The organism is Mycolicibacterium chubuense, from assembly GCF_001044255.1.
Lineage (GTDB): Bacteria > Actinomycetota > Actinomycetes > Mycobacteriales > Mycobacteriaceae > Mycobacterium > Mycobacterium chubuense.
In genome coordinates this window covers 1-14,495 of record NZ_JYNX01000025.1, presented here as the reverse complement: position 1 = coordinate 14,495, position 14,495 = coordinate 1, and the positions used below count along the sequence as shown (strand labels likewise).

At 69.5% G+C, this 14,495-nt stretch carries 10 protein-coding genes; 6 read left to right on the top strand and 4 right to left on the bottom strand.

Features of this window, described 5'->3' with window-relative positions; genetic code table 11:
- Positions 1 to 37: 37 nt before the first annotated feature.
- Both MCHUDSM44219_RS06390 and MCHUDSM44219_RS06385 read right to left on the bottom strand, forming a co-directional pair.
- Complete coding sequence (locus MCHUDSM44219_RS06390; RefSeq protein ID WP_109777604.1) at positions 38 to 892, bottom strand: class I SAM-dependent methyltransferase; 855 nt, start codon at positions 890 to 892, stop codon at positions 38 to 40.
- A gap of 108 nt (positions 893 to 1,000) precedes the next feature.
- On the bottom strand, positions 1,001 to 3,607 hold the full coding sequence (locus tag MCHUDSM44219_RS06385) for a helix-turn-helix transcriptional regulator (protein WP_048417403.1): 2,607 nt from the start codon (positions 3,605 to 3,607) through the stop codon (positions 1,001 to 1,003).
- Between the two features lie 157 nt (positions 3,608 to 3,764).
- Here MCHUDSM44219_RS06385 and MCHUDSM44219_RS06380 point away from each other — a divergent pair, with 157 nt between their 5' ends.
- The 5 genes from MCHUDSM44219_RS06380 to MCHUDSM44219_RS06360 all read left to right on the top strand — a co-directional run bounded on the left by MCHUDSM44219_RS06380 (position 3,765) and on the right by MCHUDSM44219_RS06360 (position 9,705).
- On the top strand, positions 3,765 to 4,073 hold the full coding sequence (locus MCHUDSM44219_RS06380) for a DUF4242 domain-containing protein (protein WP_048417402.1): 309 nt from the start codon (positions 3,765 to 3,767) through the stop codon (positions 4,071 to 4,073).
- An 81-nt stretch (positions 4,074 to 4,154) separates the two neighbouring features.
- On the top strand, positions 4,155 to 4,838 hold the full coding sequence (locus MCHUDSM44219_RS06375; protein WP_048417401.1) for a PAS and ANTAR domain-containing protein: 684 nt from the start codon (positions 4,155 to 4,157) through the stop codon (positions 4,836 to 4,838).
- 45 nt (positions 4,839 to 4,883) lie between these two features.
- A complete protein-coding gene (locus tag MCHUDSM44219_RS06370) occupies positions 4,884 to 5,249 on the top strand; it encodes an STAS domain-containing protein (RefSeq protein WP_048417400.1) in 366 nt (121 codons plus the stop codon).
- Positions 5,246 to 9,391, top strand: coding sequence for a SpoIIE family protein phosphatase (locus MCHUDSM44219_RS06365; RefSeq protein ID WP_048417399.1), 4,146 nt, complete (start codon positions 5,246 to 5,248; stop codon positions 9,389 to 9,391). Before MCHUDSM44219_RS06370 ends, MCHUDSM44219_RS06365 begins: the two co-directional genes overlap by 4 nt.
- Positions 9,391 to 9,705 carry an STAS domain-containing protein gene (locus MCHUDSM44219_RS06360; protein ID WP_048417398.1) on the top strand — a complete coding sequence of 105 codons (315 nt, stop codon included), beginning with the start codon at positions 9,391 to 9,393 and terminating at the stop codon, positions 9,703 to 9,705. Before MCHUDSM44219_RS06365 ends, MCHUDSM44219_RS06360 begins: the two co-directional genes overlap by 1 nt.
- Here MCHUDSM44219_RS06360 and MCHUDSM44219_RS06355 read toward each other — a convergent pair.
- Positions 9,702 to 10,652, bottom strand: a complete 951-nt coding sequence (locus MCHUDSM44219_RS06355; RefSeq protein ID WP_048417397.1) for a DNA polymerase domain-containing protein — start codon at positions 10,650 to 10,652, stop codon at positions 9,702 to 9,704. The two genes, MCHUDSM44219_RS06360 and MCHUDSM44219_RS06355, sit on opposite strands and share 4 nt — an antisense overlap.
- A 197-nt stretch (positions 10,653 to 10,849) precedes the next feature.
- On the opposite strand from MCHUDSM44219_RS06355, the gene MCHUDSM44219_RS06350 reads away from it, so the two are divergent.
- On the top strand, positions 10,850 to 13,675 hold the full coding sequence (locus MCHUDSM44219_RS06350) for an MMPL/RND family transporter (protein ID WP_048417396.1): 2,826 nt from the start codon (positions 10,850 to 10,852) through the stop codon (positions 13,673 to 13,675).
- Here the strand turns inward: MCHUDSM44219_RS06350 and MCHUDSM44219_RS06345 are convergent.
- The gene (locus MCHUDSM44219_RS06345) at positions 13,665 to 14,342 is read right to left on the bottom strand and encodes an HAD family hydrolase (protein ID WP_048417395.1); all 678 of its coding nucleotides are present in this window, start codon (positions 14,340 to 14,342) and stop codon (positions 13,665 to 13,667) included. The genes MCHUDSM44219_RS06350 and MCHUDSM44219_RS06345 overlap by 11 nt on opposite strands.
- Positions 14,343 to 14,495 lie beyond the last annotated feature (153 nt).

Sequence of the window (14,495 nt, the reverse complement as noted above, 5' to 3'; positions counted from 1 at the left end):
CTCGATTGCGCTCGCGCAGATTGTTATCCGAATGCCCTCACCGCTTGGTCGCCGTCACCAGCAGATACTCGGCGGGATAGGCCGTGCGGTCCGATTCCGTTGCGGTGTCGGCCTGTTCGAGCAGCGCGAGGAAGTCCGCGTCGAGGGCGGCCAACCGCTCGGGATCGCCGTCGTTGAAGCGGTACGTCGCGATGGTGGGGCCGTAGTTGGCTTTCCAGTACTCGCGGAACTCCAGCGGCGTGGCGCAGCGATCCATCACCACCGTCTCGCGGCGCAGCGTCAGGTCGGTGACGGCGTCGCCGAGCAGGTCACGGACATGGTCTTCGTCGCCCCACAGCGGCGGCGGGCTCGCTCCGGGCGGCGGCGGGGGAGCGTAGGGCTTCATGGTCGCGAACAAGCGGCCGATGAACCCGTCCGGCGTCCAGTTGATCATCCCGATCGTGCCACCGGGCCGGACCACCCGCACGATCTCCTCGGCGGTCACGCGATGGTGTGGCGCGAACATCGCACCGACGCAGGACATCACGACGTCGAACTCGCCGTCCGCGAAGGGCAACGCCTCGACGTCGGCCTCCACCCAGTCGAGCCCGACCCCACGCTGCGCGGCGAGCGCACGACCGGCGTCGAACAACTCCGGCGTCAGATCGCTGGCGGTCACCGTCGCGCCCGTCAGCGCGGCCGGGATCGCGGCGTTACCGGTGCCGGCCGCGACATCGAGCACACGCTGCCCGGCACGCACACCGCACGCCTGCACCAGCCGCGCGCCCAGGCCGGGAATCAGCTCCGCCGCGACGGCGGGATAGTCGCCCGAGGCCCACAGCGCCCGGTGCTTGGCCTTCAGCGCTCGTGCCGCGTCCTGGTCGGCCGGCGACACCGCCGTCGCATCACCCATCGGTCCATTCCTCCCTCAGCGGCCGGGCCCGGGTGCCCGGCTGCTTCGATGGTCGGCCGTGGGCGCGCCGCCGTCATCGGTAGTGACTACCTATGTCGGACGCAACCGCTACCCGAGGATCCCGGTTTCGCGCGCACGGCGCACGGCGTCGCGCCGCTTCGTCACGTCCAGCTTGGTCAGGATCGCCGAGACGTGATGGTCGACGGTCTTGACCGACAGGAACAGTCGATCGGCCAGTTCGGCGTTGGTCAGACCGTCGGCGAGCAGACGCAGCACGTCGACCTGGCGGTTGGTCAGGCCCGCCGGATTGCCCAGGGTGGTCGCCCGCCGCGGACCGGGAACCGCGGCGGCCCCGGCCGCACGCAGATCCGAGCGCACCTTCGCGGCCACCGCGTCCGCGCCGAGCCGGTCGAAGACGTCGAGGGCCCGGCGCGTGGAGGCGGCGACACCCTCGTCCACAAGGGCCAGCGCCGCGTCGTATGGCGTCGACAGGCATTCGAAGGCCGCGACCGCCGCATCGAACCGGCCTTCGAGTAGCAGCGCGTAGGGTTCGGCCACCCCGGCTACGCTCGGGCCGGGAGGGTGCGCGCCGAGGCGGTGCGACCACGCCGCCAGTTCGCCCCGCGCCCACTCCAGGCCGGTGACCGGGGCGGTCTCGAGCAGCGAGCGGCTGCGTTCCAGACGGGAGTCGCGCACACCGGTCAGCCACGTCCGCTCGGCGAGCGCGCAGGCGGCGGGCAGCATCCGGATCATCTCGCCGAACCGGCATGCCAGCTCCCAGGCCTCGTCGATGTCGCCGGTGTCGGCGCCGGTGCGGCGCAGCGTGACGATGCCGCGGATCAGCAGCGGCCAGACTCGGGCCAGCGGGGCGCTGGGACTGTTCAGCACCACATCGGCGTCGGCCAGTGCGGCGTCCCAGTCGCCGACCAGCAGACCCCGCCTGCTGCGGGAGCCGAGTTGCACCATCCGACAGATCGGCAGGTCGTGTTCGACCATCAGGGGGATGCTCTCGCCGAGCAGGTCCCCGGCCGGTCCGAGCCGGCGCTGCTCGACGTCGAAGTAGGTGAGATTGGTGTAGCCGCTCGAGAACGTCTCGTCGATGTGCCGAGGCCCCGATGCCAGTATCGACAGGAGCCGGTGCCGGGCGTCGTTGTCGCCGTGGAGGATCGCGCAGTAGTGCCCGATCAGCTCGACCCGCACCGACAGGTCTGCGTCGCCGGTGGCGGTCACGATGGCGCGGGCGCGCGCGAGGGTGCGCTGCGCATCGTCGATGTGGCTGGCCTGTACGGCCAGGAAGGCCTGCATCGCGAGCGCGTGCCCGAGTTGCACCATCTCCGGCGAATCGCTCTCAGAGGCAACGGCTTCCAGCGCGGTGACGGCGTCGGCGGCATGTCTGTCGGCCGCCGCCCGATTGCCGCTGTACCACTCGTAGACCGCCAGCGCGTGGTGGTTCGCGCTCACCCCGACCGGCGATCCCATCGCGCGGCGCAGCAGCATCGCCCGCCGGCATGCGTTGATGGCGTCTGCCAGCCGGTCGGTCAGGTAGTACTCCGCGGCGAGCAGTTCGAGCAACTCGGCTTCGGTCGCGTCGTCGTGCAACCCGCCGTGGCGCAGCGCGATCTGGAAGAACTCGCATGCCTGGGTGTGGGCGCCGGCGCGGGCGGCGGCCCTGCCCGCCTCGGCGGCCGCCGCGGCGACCAGCGTCGTGTCACCGGCGCCGAGTGCGTGATGGGTCAGCACCGCGGGATCTCGGCCGGCCGCATCGTCGAGGACGTCGATGAACTTGCGGTGCAGGCCGGGTTCGGCGCCCGGGGGGATCACGCTGGCGATCGCGCGCCGGCACAGGTCGTGACGGAACGCCACACCGCGGGCGTCGCGGCGGATCAGCTTCGCCTGATCCAGCGCGCGCAGCGCCGGCAGCGTGACGCCCAGGCCGACCAGCAGCCGGTCGCCGATCGCACCGGGTGCGCAGGTGAGAAGGTGCAGCAGGTCCCAGGCGGTGGCGTCCAGATCGGCGGTGCGGGCCAGGATCGCGTCGCGCACCGTGGTCGGGAGGTCGGCGCCGTCCGAGCAGTCGTGGTCGAGCATCTCGCACACGAAGAACGCGTTGCCGCCGGTGATCCGGTGCAGCCAGGCCGGGTCGACGTCACGGTCGCCCACCAGGGTGGCGATGGTGTCGACGGTCAATGGCGGCACGGTGAGGGAGTGCGCGTGCGGGGAGCGTGCGACGTCACCGAGCAGGCCGCGCAGCGGGTGGGTGACGCCGAGCTCGTCGTCGCGCAGGATCCCGATCGTCAGCAGCGAGGACTGGGCGGCGCGGCGCAGCAGGAACCGGCACAGGTCGAGGGTGCCCTGATCGGCCCACTGCAGGTCGTCGAGCACGAGCACCGACGGCGGGCTCCGCAGTTCGTCGAACACCGACACGAAGATGTCGTAGGGCTGGGTGCTCTCGACGAGTTGCGCACGGGTGGTCGCCGAGAAGCCGTGGGCGAGATCGCGCAGCGGTCCCAGCGGCCGCGGGGTGGACAGCGGGTCGCATGCGCCCCACAGCACCCGGGTGTCGTCGGCGAGCCCGCGCACGAACTCCTCGACGAAGGTGGTCTTGCCGGCGCCGGATTCGCCACACACCATGACCGCGCCGCCGCGGCCGCCCCGTGCCCCGGCCGCCATGGCCGCGAGCTGGTCCAGTTCGCGCTCGCGTCCGGTGAGCGTCACGGGTCGATCGTATCGACTACGCGGGTGCGTCACCAGGGAAAACAGCGCGCGTCGCGCGTAGATGGGGAGTTCTTACCGATGACGGTGGACGGCGCATCGGCGAGGGTCGATGACGTCCGGAGCTGCCGGGCATCAATGCTCACCACCAGGAGAAGCCATGCCGAGATTCCTCATCGAGCGACAGATCCCCGGCGCGTCGGAGCTGACCGAGGCGCAGTTGGCGGAGATCGCCTGCACGTCCAACGCCGCGGTGGATTCGCTGGGGGTGCCGTACCGCTGGGTCACCAGCTACGTCGCCGGCGACAAGATCTACTGCATTCACGAGGCCGACGACGAGGAGGCCATCCGCGAGCACGCGCGGCGCGGCGGCTTCCCGGCCGATCTCGTCGTGCCGGTCGCCAACGAGTTCGGACCGCACAGCGCCGACACCGCAGCGAGTCGATCGGGCAGCGCCGCCACCGCGTGACGGGGCCGGGATCCGGTGTGCCGTCCGGCCGTAACACTTTGATCACGTTTGCGCGCGGCCGCGGGGTGGAATAATGCCCCAATGCCGGATCCCGCCCCTGCGTCCGCCGCCGAGGAGGCTCCGCCGGACGCCGTCGGCGATCTGCGTGCCGGCGGATTCCGCTTCTGGTTCGTCGGCCAGCGCTGGGAGTGGTCCGACGAGCTCGCCCGCATGCACGGCTACGAGCCCGGCACCGTGGTTCCGACCACCGAGCTGCTGCTGTCCCACAAGCATCCCGAGGACCGGCGCCACGTCCAGGAACTTCTCGACCATGCGCTGCACGCGGGCGGCTCGTTCTCCAGCAGGCATCGATTCGTCGACACCCACGGCGGCGAGCACAACGTCATCGTCCTCGCCGACCGGATGTACGACCGGTCCGGTGCGGTCATCGGCACGGAAGGCTTTTACGTCGACCTGACCGAGACCCTCGACAAGGCCCGCCGCGCGGCACTCGACGAGTCGCTTCCCGATCTGTTCGAGGCCCGGGCCGCGATCGAACAGGCCAAGGGCGCACTGATGCTGGTGTACGGCGTCGACGCCGACCAGGCGTTCAAATTGCTGCTCTGGCGCTCCCAGCAGACCAACACCAAACTTCGGGCGCTGGCCGCCCAACTGGTCGCCGAACTGGGCAGTATCGAGGTCAGCGGCCAATCCTTGCGCCGTCAGTTCGACCATGTGATGCTCACGGTTCACGAGCGCGTCGGCCCCCGCACCGAGCGCCCATGAGGTCGGTGTTGGCAGTGATCCGGCGGGTGGCGTATACGAGGGTGCGTGGGGCAACTGGACGTTGTGCAGGAAGTTGACGGTGGCGCGGTGGTGGTGTGCGTCCGCGGCGACGTCGACTCGAACACGGTCGACCGGCTCGTCAGCGCGCTCGACGACGGTCTGCAGGCGAGCGCGTCCGCGCCGGCGCGGGCTCTGGTCATCGAGCTGGCCAACGTGACGTACTTCGGCAGCGCCGGTCTCAACGCCGTACTCGGTTGCTACGAAAGCGGACTCGCCGACGGCATCGCCGTGCGGGTGGTGGCCACCAATCCCGAGGTGGTCCGGCCCATCGAAGTCACCAAGCTGGACAGGGTCCTGCGGCCCTATCCGTCGATCGCGGACGCGCTCGCAGCGGATGCCGGCCCGCCGTGACGGAGTCCGAGCGCGTCGAGGTCTTCGCCTCCGGGGGTGAGGTCGGCCGTGACCTCGCCCGGGTCGACTGGTCGGCCACCCCGCTCGGTCCGCCCGAGGGGTGGGCCCAGAGCCTGCAGACCGCCGTGAGCATCCTGCTGTCGTCCCGGTTCTCGATGTGGATGGCGTGGGGTCCGGAGCTGACCTTCTTCTGCAACGAGGCCTACCGGCGAGATACGTTGGGGCGCAAATATCCCTGGGCGTTGGGTCGACCGGCACCCGAGGTCTGGGCGGAGATCTGGTCGGACGTCTATCCGCGGATCGACCACGTGATGACGACAGGTGACGCGACCTGGGATGTCGCGCTCCTGTTGTTCCTCGAGCGGTCGGGATACCCGGAGGAGTCCTACCACACCTTCTCCTACAGCCCGCTGCGCGACGACGACGGGAACGTGGTCGGGATGCTCTGCGTGGTCAGCGAAGACACCGTGCAGGTGATCGGCGAGCGCCGGATGGCCACGCTCCGGGACCTGGGCTCGGATCCGACCGTGGCCCGGACCGAGACCGAAATCCTGGCCTTCGCCGACAGGCAACTGGGCCACAACCTGCGCGACCTGCCGTTCACGCTGACGTACCTGTTCGACAGCGACGGCAGCGCACGGCTGGTCGGCATGAGCGGTGTCGGCGTGGACCATCCGGCCGCGCCCGCGGTGATCACCGCGGGCGGCGGCGTCTGGCCGGCCGCCGAAGCGGCCGCGGGGGAGACGGTGGTCGTCGACCTCGGCTCGTTCCCGCCGATGCCGACGGGTGAGTGGCGGGACCCGCCGGCGCAGGCGCTCGTGACACCGCTGCTGCCACAGGCGGGTGCGCCCCTGGGATTCCTGGTCGCCGGACTGAATCGCTACCGTCCGCTCGACGACGGGTACCGCGGCTTCGTCGCGCTGGTGGCCGGCCACATCGCCGCGGGTGTCAGCCTGGCCCGCAGCTACCGGGCCCAGGAGCGACGGGCTGAGGAACTCGCCGAGCTCGACCGCGCGAAGACCACGTTCTTCTCCAACATCAGCCACGAGTTCCGCACCCCTCTGACTCTGATCCTGGACCCCGTCGCCGAAATGCGCCGGCGCGATGACGTCGACGCCGCGACGCGGGCAGAGCTGGACGTGGTGTGGCGCAACGGATTACGGCTTACGAAACTGGTCAACACGCTGCTCGACTTCTCCCGCATCGAAGCCGGTCGCACCCAGGCCACCTACGCACCGGTCGACATCGGTTCGCTGACCGCCGAACTCGCCAGCGTGTTCCGGTCCGCCGTCGAGCGGGCGGGCCTGACCTATGCGGTGGACTGCCGACCACAGGACGAGCCCGTCTACGTGGACACCGACATGTGGGAGAAGGTGATCTTCAACCTGCTGTCCAACGCGGTGAAGTTCACGTTCGAGGGCACCATCTCCGTGCGTGTCCGCCGCGACGGCGACGAGGCCGTGATCGTGGTGTCCGACACCGGGATCGGCGTGGCTCCCGACGAGATCCCGCGGCTGTTCGAGCGTTTCCACCGCATCGAGAACGTGCAGGCACGGTCCCACGAGGGCAGCGGCATCGGCCTGGCGCTGGTGAAGGAACTGATCGACCTGCACGGCGGTCGGATCGACGTCGACAGCGTGCACGGGTCCGGCACCACCTTCACGATCCGGCTGCCGTTCGGCACGGCCCATCTGCCTCCCGATGCGATCGCCTCGACGGTGAGCCGCCGCATCGGCGCCGGCGCGAACGCCTACATCGAGGAGGCGCTGCGCTGGACTCCGGGCGAAGACGGCGAAAAGCCGGATGCCGCAGTGACATCGGAGACTTCTCCGGTGCCGGCGACGAGTTCCGCGGCACCGATCCGGGTGTTGGTGGCCGACGACAATTCCGACATGCGGGATTATCTGACCAGGCTGCTGCGCTCTGACGGCTATCAGGTCGATGCGGTCACCGACGGCCGGCAAGCCCTCGACGCCATCCGCGCCGACCCGCCGGAGATGGTGGTCAGCGACGTGATGATGCCCGGCCTCGACGGTCTGGCGCTGGTGTCGGCGCTGCGCGCCGACCGCCGGACCGCCGCTGTTCCGGTGCTGCTGCTGTCGGCCCGCGCCGGTCAGGAGGCGTCGATCAGCGGCCTGCAGGCCGGCGCCGACGACTACCTGGTGAAACCGTTCGCCGCGGCCGAGTTGCTCGCCCGGGTCCGCGCGAACGTCGAATTGGCCCGGCTGCGTGACCATCACGCCCGCTGGCGCACGGCACTGGTGGATTCGCTGCAGGAAGCGTTCTTCGTGTGCGACGACAGCGGCGCCGTCGTCGAGATCAACGGGGCGTTCACCGACATCCTCGGTTTCGACGCGTCCGGTCTGCCCTACGAACCGATGTACCCGTGGTGGCCGGCGGCCGACACGGATGCCGACGCGCACCGCGAGGTGACCGAGGCGTTCGGCAGCCTGATGGATCAACCGCACGGCACCATCAGTGAGGTTCCGGTCACGCACCGCGACGGGCACCGGCTGTGGGTCACGGCGACGTTCACCCACGCCGAAGATCCCGGCACCGGCCGCGAGGTCGTGGTCGGCACGATGCGCGACGTCACGGCCGAGCACTATGTGGTGCAGCGCGAGACGGCGCTGTCGTCGCTGAGTGATGCACTGGCACAGGCAGATACGCTCGACGACGCCGTGCTGGCCGCCGCCGAGCAGTTGCGGGCGGTGTGGCACGCCCGTCGGGTACTGGCCGTCACCATGCCGGCCGACGATTCGGGCGCGGGAGGCCGGACCGCGTCCCCCGACGTCGTGTGCGTGGGGGAGGCCGTCGCGGGTTGGGACGACCTGTCACCCCGTTCCCGCCGGGCGATCACCGCACTGCGCGACGACGATCTGCTCGACCCGGCGACGTCGGAACCGGGGGCGGCCGGGGTGGCCCTGCGGCACCCCCGCGGTGTGCTGGTGATGTACATCGAGTTGTTCGAGCAGCGCCGCTTCACCTCCGAAGACCACACACTGCTCACGGTGCTCGCGGGCAGGCTCGGGCAGGGTCTGCAGCGGGTGCACCAGATCGACCAGCAGCGGGAGACCGCGCTCGCGCTGCAACACGCGATTCTGGGTCCGGCGCTGTCGACCGGATTCGCGGTGCGCTACCAACCCGCCACCCGGCCGCTGCAGGTCGGTGGCGACTGGTACGACGTGGTGGACCTCGACGACGGCCGGATCGGCTTGATCGTGGGGGACTGCGTCGGGCACGGCCTCGCCGCCGCGACGGTGATGGGACAGCTCCGCAGCGCGTGCCGGGCGCTGCTGCTCGAGCACCCCAGCCCGGCCGCGGCGCTGTCTGCGCTCGACCGATTCGCGGCGCGGCTGCCCGGTGCCCGCTGCACCACGGTCTTCTGCGCGATGCTCACGCCGGGCACCGGGGAGCTGGTCTATTCCTGCGCGGGGCATCCACCTCCCATTCTGGTGCTCGCCGACCACACCACCCACCTTCTCGACGACGCGCGCTCGACGCCGCTGGCGGTGAAGTTCGCCGACAGCCGGCCCGAAACCAGCGTCACGATGCCGCCCCGCGCGACCCTGCTGCTCTACACCGACGGCCTGGTGGAGCGGCGCCGCGAGTCGATCGACGACGGCATCGCCCGGGCGACCGGCGTCGTCGGCGAGAACCGGGCGACCGCGCTCGACGAATTGGCCGACGTGATCATGTCGCGGCTGACACCGGTCAACGGCTACGACGACGACGTCGCCTTGCTGCTCTACCGCCAGCCCGCGCCGCTCGAACTCGAATTCCCCGCGGACGTGGCCGAATTGGCGCCCAGTCGGACCGCGCTGCGCACCTGGCTCGGCAGCGCAGGCGTCGACGCCGAGCAGACCCTGGACGTGTTGATCGCGGCCGGCGAGGCACTCGCCAACGCGATCGAACACGGTCACCGCGACCTCCCGGGCGGCACGGTGCAGTTGAAGGCCACCGCGTTCGCCGACGATCTGCACGTGACCGTCATCGACACCGGGACATGGAAGGCGCCGGCCGACGCGCCGGCCCTGCACCGTGGACGCGGTCTCGGGTTGATGCGGGCGTTGATGCAGGATGTCACCATCGACTCCCAGGCGACCGGCACCAGGGTGCACATGCAGACGAGGATTGGGTGATGGCGACTCCGCTGCGGCTGCGCACCGATCGTCGCGAGGACGGCACCGTGGTGTTGACGGCCGTCGGCGAGCTCGACCTGAGCAACATCGCCGAATTCTCCGCGGCGATCGGCGAGGCCGTCGGCGACCGTGTCGACGGCGCCACGCTCCAGCTCGATTTCAGCAGCGTCGACTACCTCGACAGCGCAGCGATCAACGTGTTGTTCGAGCATGCCGACACGATCGACGTGGTCGCCAACCCGATCCTGATGCCGGTGCTCACGGTCAGCGGCCTCACCAACGTGGTGACGGTGAAACCCGCCGGCTCCGATTAGTCGCCGCGACGGGCCCGGGCCCGCCGCTTGCCCTCGTGCATTGCTGCCACCCGGGCGACCGGGATGGTCCGGCCGTGGGCGATCAACTCCTCGGGCAGTCGCTGGGGAGCCGGCATCGCCTCGGCCCACGGGTCGCGCCCCTCGAGGAGGGCGACCGCCGTCCTGACCGTGAAGTCGGCCGGCGTCACCCGGTCCAGGTCCGACCAGGCGACCGGGAACGACACCGGCGTGCCCGGTCGCAGCCGCGGACTGTACGCGGCCGCCACGGTGGCTCCGCCGGCGCGCGTGGCGTCGACGAAGACCTTGCCCGCGCGGTCGGCCACGATGAACGCGGTCGTGGCGATCGACGGGTCGAGCGCTTCGGCACGGGCGGCGAGTGCGCGCGTCGCCGCGGCGACGTCGTCGACCGGGGCGCTGTCGTCGATCGGCACGAAGATGTGCAGGCCGCGCGACCCGCTGGTTTTCACCGCACCCGCCAAGCCCACGTCGCGCAACGCCTGCCGCACCAGACCGGCCACGGCGACCACCGCCGCGAAGTCCTCGCCGGTGGGCGGATCGAGATCCAGGATCAGGTGCGTCGGCCGGTAGATGTCCTCGGCCAGACCCAGGGCCGGGTGATATTCGACGGCACGTTGGTTGGCCAGCCACAGCAGCGTGCGCCGGTCGTCGCAGACGGCGTAGCGGATCTCCCGATGCGACGACTCCGCCCAGATCGTCACGGTGCGCACCCAGTCGGGCGTGTACTTCGGCACGTTCTTCTGCATGAAGGGCGCCCGGCCGCGCAACACGCGCAGCACCGTCAGCGGCCGGCCGGTGAGCACCGGCAGGATCCGGTCGGCGACGGCGTCCAGATAGTCGACGAGGTCGCGCTTGGTGGCATCGGCGTCGCTCGCCAGCGGTTGGTCGAGGTTGGTCAGCTCGACCCCGGCGCGCTCCTCCCCGGCCATCCGTTCAGCCTACGGACCGGGTCACCGGCAACCCCGTCGCCAGACCGGACATCTGAGAAAACCCTGACATCCGGCAACGTCGTCCACCCCGATTGACAGCAGATGCTTTGATTGGCTAGTTGTGTATCACTCGACGCGCGGAGCAGTACGCGAGCGGCTCCTGGAACGGGCCGTGTCCGGCCTGATGGGGGCACCTTATGACGGGAAATGAGCGCAGGGGAGTGGCGCGGATCGTCCGCGTCCTCGCTGTGCCCATCCTGCTCGGCTGGTTGCTGCTGACCATCGCCACCAACGTGTTCGTCCCGTCGCTGGAGAAGGTCGGGGAGGATCGCACCGTCGGCCTCGCCGCCAAGGACGGTCCCGCGTACGTCTCGATGAAGCAGATCGGCGCGAACTTCGAGGAGTTCGACTCCGACAGCACCGCGATGATCGTCCTCGAGGGGGATCAGCCACTCGGCGACGCGGCCCACCGCTTCTACGACACGCTGGTCGACAAGCTCGAAGCCGACAAAGCCCACATCCAGCACGTCGCGGATTTCTGGGGCGACCCGCTCACCGCGTCGGGCGCCCAGAGTGCCGACGGCAAAGCCGCCTACGTCCAGATCTATCTGCACGGCAACCAGGGCGAGCCGCTGGCCAACGAATCGGTCGCGGCGGTCCGCGAAATCATCGACACCACACCGCCGCCGCCCGGGATGACGACGTACGTCACCGGCCCGGCGCCCCTGATCGCCGACCAGCACCACGCCGGCGACAAGAGCATCTTCCGCGTCACGCTCATCACCATCGGCGTCATCGCGATCATGCTGCTGCTGGTCTACCGGTCGATCGTGACCATGGTGCTGATCCTGTTCATGGTGTTCATCGAACTCGGCGCTGCCCGCGGGATCGTCGCGTTCCTTGCGACGAACAACATCATCGGGTTGTCCACGTTCGCGGTGAACCTGCTGGTGTTGATGGTGATCGCCGCAGGCACCGACTACGCGATCTTCGCGATCGGCCGCTATCAGGAAGCGCTCGGGGCCGGCGAAGACCGGGTGTCGGCGTACTACACGATGTTCCACGGGACCGCGCACGTGATCCTCGGCTCCGGGCTGACGATCGCCGGCGCCATGCTGTGCCTGAGCTTCACCCGGCTGCCGTACTTCAATTCGCTCGGCGTGCCGTGTGCGGTGGGCACGCTGGTGGCGGTGCTGGCCGCGATGACGCTGGGGCCCGCGATGGTCGTGGTGGCGGGCCGCTTCGGAGCCTTCACGCCCAAGCGGGCGATCAGTTCACGCGGCTGGCGGCGGATCGGGACGATGGTGGTGCGCTGGCCCGGGCCGGTGCTCGCCGCGACGCTGGCGCTGGCGCTGATCGGCCTGGTGACGCTGCCGGGCTACAAGACGAATTACGACGCGAAGAACTACCTGCCCTCGGACATTCCCGCCAACATCGGATACGCCGCGGCCGACCGCCACTTCGGCAGCGCGCGGATGAACCCCGACCTGCTGATGGTGCAGAGCGACCACGACCTGCGGAACCCGGCGGACTTCCTCGTCATCGACAAGATCGCCAAGGCCATCTTCCGGGTGCCCGGGGTCGCGCGCGTGCAGACGATCACCCGGCCGGACGGCAAACCGATCAAGCACAGCACCATTCCGTTCCAGATGAGCATGCAGGGCACGCTCACGCAGCTGAACCAGAAGTATCAGCAGGACCGGATGGCCGACATGCTCGTGCAGGCCGACGAGATGCAGAAGACCATCGACACGATGCAGAAGATGTACAGCATCACCCAGCAGATGCGCGACACCACGCATCAGATGGTGATCAAGACCAAGGACACCGCCGTCGACGTCGCGCAACTGCGCGACAACATCGCCGACTTCGACGATTTCATCCGGCCGCTGCGGAGCTACTTCTACTGGGAGCCGCACTGCTACGACATCCCGGCCTGCTGGGCGATCCGCTCGGTGTTCGACACCCTCGACGGCATCAACACGATGTCCGACGACATCGCGAACCTGATTCCCGAGCTGGAACGCCTCGACACGCTGATGCCCCAGCTGGTCGAATTGCTGCCCAGCCAGATCGAGACCATGCGGTCGATGAAGTCGATGATGCTCACGATGTACCAGTCGCAGAAGAGCATGCAGGACCAGATGGCGGCGCAGCAGGAGAACTCGTCGGCGATGGGCGACGCGTTCGACGACTCCCGCAACGACGACTCGTTCTACCTGCCGCCGGAAGTGTTCACCAACAAGGACTTCAAGCGCGGCATCGACCAGTTCATCTCGCCGGACGGCAAGTCGGTGCGCTTCATCATCAGCCACGAGGGCGACCCGGCGACGATCGACGGCCTCAACCGGGTGGACCCCATCAAGACCGCGGCCAAGGAGGCGATCAAGGGCACCCCGCTCGAAGGGGCCAAGGTCTATCTCGCGGGCACCGCGGCGACGTACAAGGACATGAAGGACGGCTCACACTACGACCTGCTGATCGCCGGAATCGCCGCTGTCACCTTGATTTTCGTCATCATGCTGATCATCACCCGCAGCGCGGTGGCCGCCGCGGTGATCGTCGGCACGGTGCTGTTGTCCCTCGGTGCGTCGTTCGGCCTGTCGATTCTGCTGTGGCAGCACCTGATCGGGCTGGAGCTGCACTGGATGGTGCTGCCGATGTCGGTGATCCTGCTGTTGGCGGTCGGTTCGGACTACAACCTGCTCCTGGTGTCCCGCTTCAAGGAGGAGAAAGCGGGCGGGCTGAAGACCGGCATCATCCGCGCCATGGCGGGCACCGGCTCGGTGGTCACGTCGGCCGGGCTGGTCTTCGCGTTCACGATGGCGTCGTTCGCGTTCAGCGACCTCGCGGTGATGGCCCAGGTGGGCACCACCATCGCGCTCGGACTGCTGTTCGACACGCTGATCGTGCGCTCGTTCATGACGCCGGCGATCGCAGCGATGCTGGGCCGCTGGTTCTGGTGGCCACAGCAGGTTCAGAGCCTGGCCTCGCGGCGCAGACTCGCCGCACTCAGCCGCTAGCGAGCATCCCGATCGGGGTCGAGTCGAGCTCGGCCAGCAGCTCGGCGGCGTTCTCGAACACCGCCGCCGCGCCCGCCTCGGACAGCTCGCCACGCGACACCCCGCCACTGAGCACGCCGATCGAGGTGACCTCCGCCCGGCGCGCGGCTTCGCAGTCCCACACCGCGTCGCCAACGAAGACGGCGTTGTCGTTGGTCACCCCGGCCTTCTCGAGCGCCACGTCCACGATGTCCGGCTGGGGTTTGGCCGTCTCGACATCCTCGGACGAGGTGACCTCGGACACCACGTCGTCGCAGTCGAGAACCTTGCGCAGCAGCGCCAACTCGTCCTCGGGCGCCGAGGTCGCCAGCACCACCTGCAGCCCGAGCTCTGCGACGCGCCGCAACAGTTCGCGGGCGCCGGGCAGGGGAGTGAGCAGATGGGCGCTCTCCTGGTGGAACGCGCTGTGCCGATCCTTCAACCGGTCTCGCCCGTCGTCATCGGCGTCACCGGCCAGGGTCTGCAACAGAGTGCTGCCGTCCATCCCGATGCAGCGGTGGATCCGCCACGCCTCGACCGCGACACCTTCAGCGTGGAAGGCCTGGATCCAGGCGTGCACGTGCAGATAATTGGAATCCACCAGGGTGCCGTCCACATCGAACAGCACTGCGGGGCGAGCTGAGGTCACCGTCCGGCTCAGGGAACCGAGACGCAACCGACGCCGGGCACGCAGCCTCCGCCGCCGCCGGGTCCGCCACTGCCGGTGGGTCCGCCGGGAATGGAGCCGCCGCCCCCGCCGGGCCCGCCGCTACCCGTGGGTCCGCCGGGGATCGCACCGCCG

Coding starts and splice junctions, on each gene's coding strand:
- MCHUDSM44219_RS06380 (WP_048417402.1), top strand. CDS start 3,765: ATGCCGAGATTCCTCATCGAGCGACAGATCCCCGGCGCGTCGGAGCTG.
- MCHUDSM44219_RS06375 (WP_048417401.1), top strand. CDS start 4,155: ATGCCGGATCCCGCCCCTGCGTCCGCCGCCGAGGAGGCTCCGCCGGAC.
- MCHUDSM44219_RS06360 (WP_048417398.1), top strand. CDS start 9,391: ATGGCGACTCCGCTGCGGCTGCGCACCGATCGTCGCGAGGACGGCACC.
- MCHUDSM44219_RS06390 (WP_109777604.1), bottom strand. CDS start 892: ATGGGTGATGCGACGGCGGTGTCGCCGGCCGACCAGGACGCGGCACGA.
- MCHUDSM44219_RS06350 (WP_048417396.1), top strand. CDS start 10,850: ATGACGGGAAATGAGCGCAGGGGAGTGGCGCGGATCGTCCGCGTCCTC.
- MCHUDSM44219_RS06355 (WP_048417397.1), bottom strand. CDS start 10,652: ATGGCCGGGGAGGAGCGCGCCGGGGTCGAGCTGACCAACCTCGACCAA.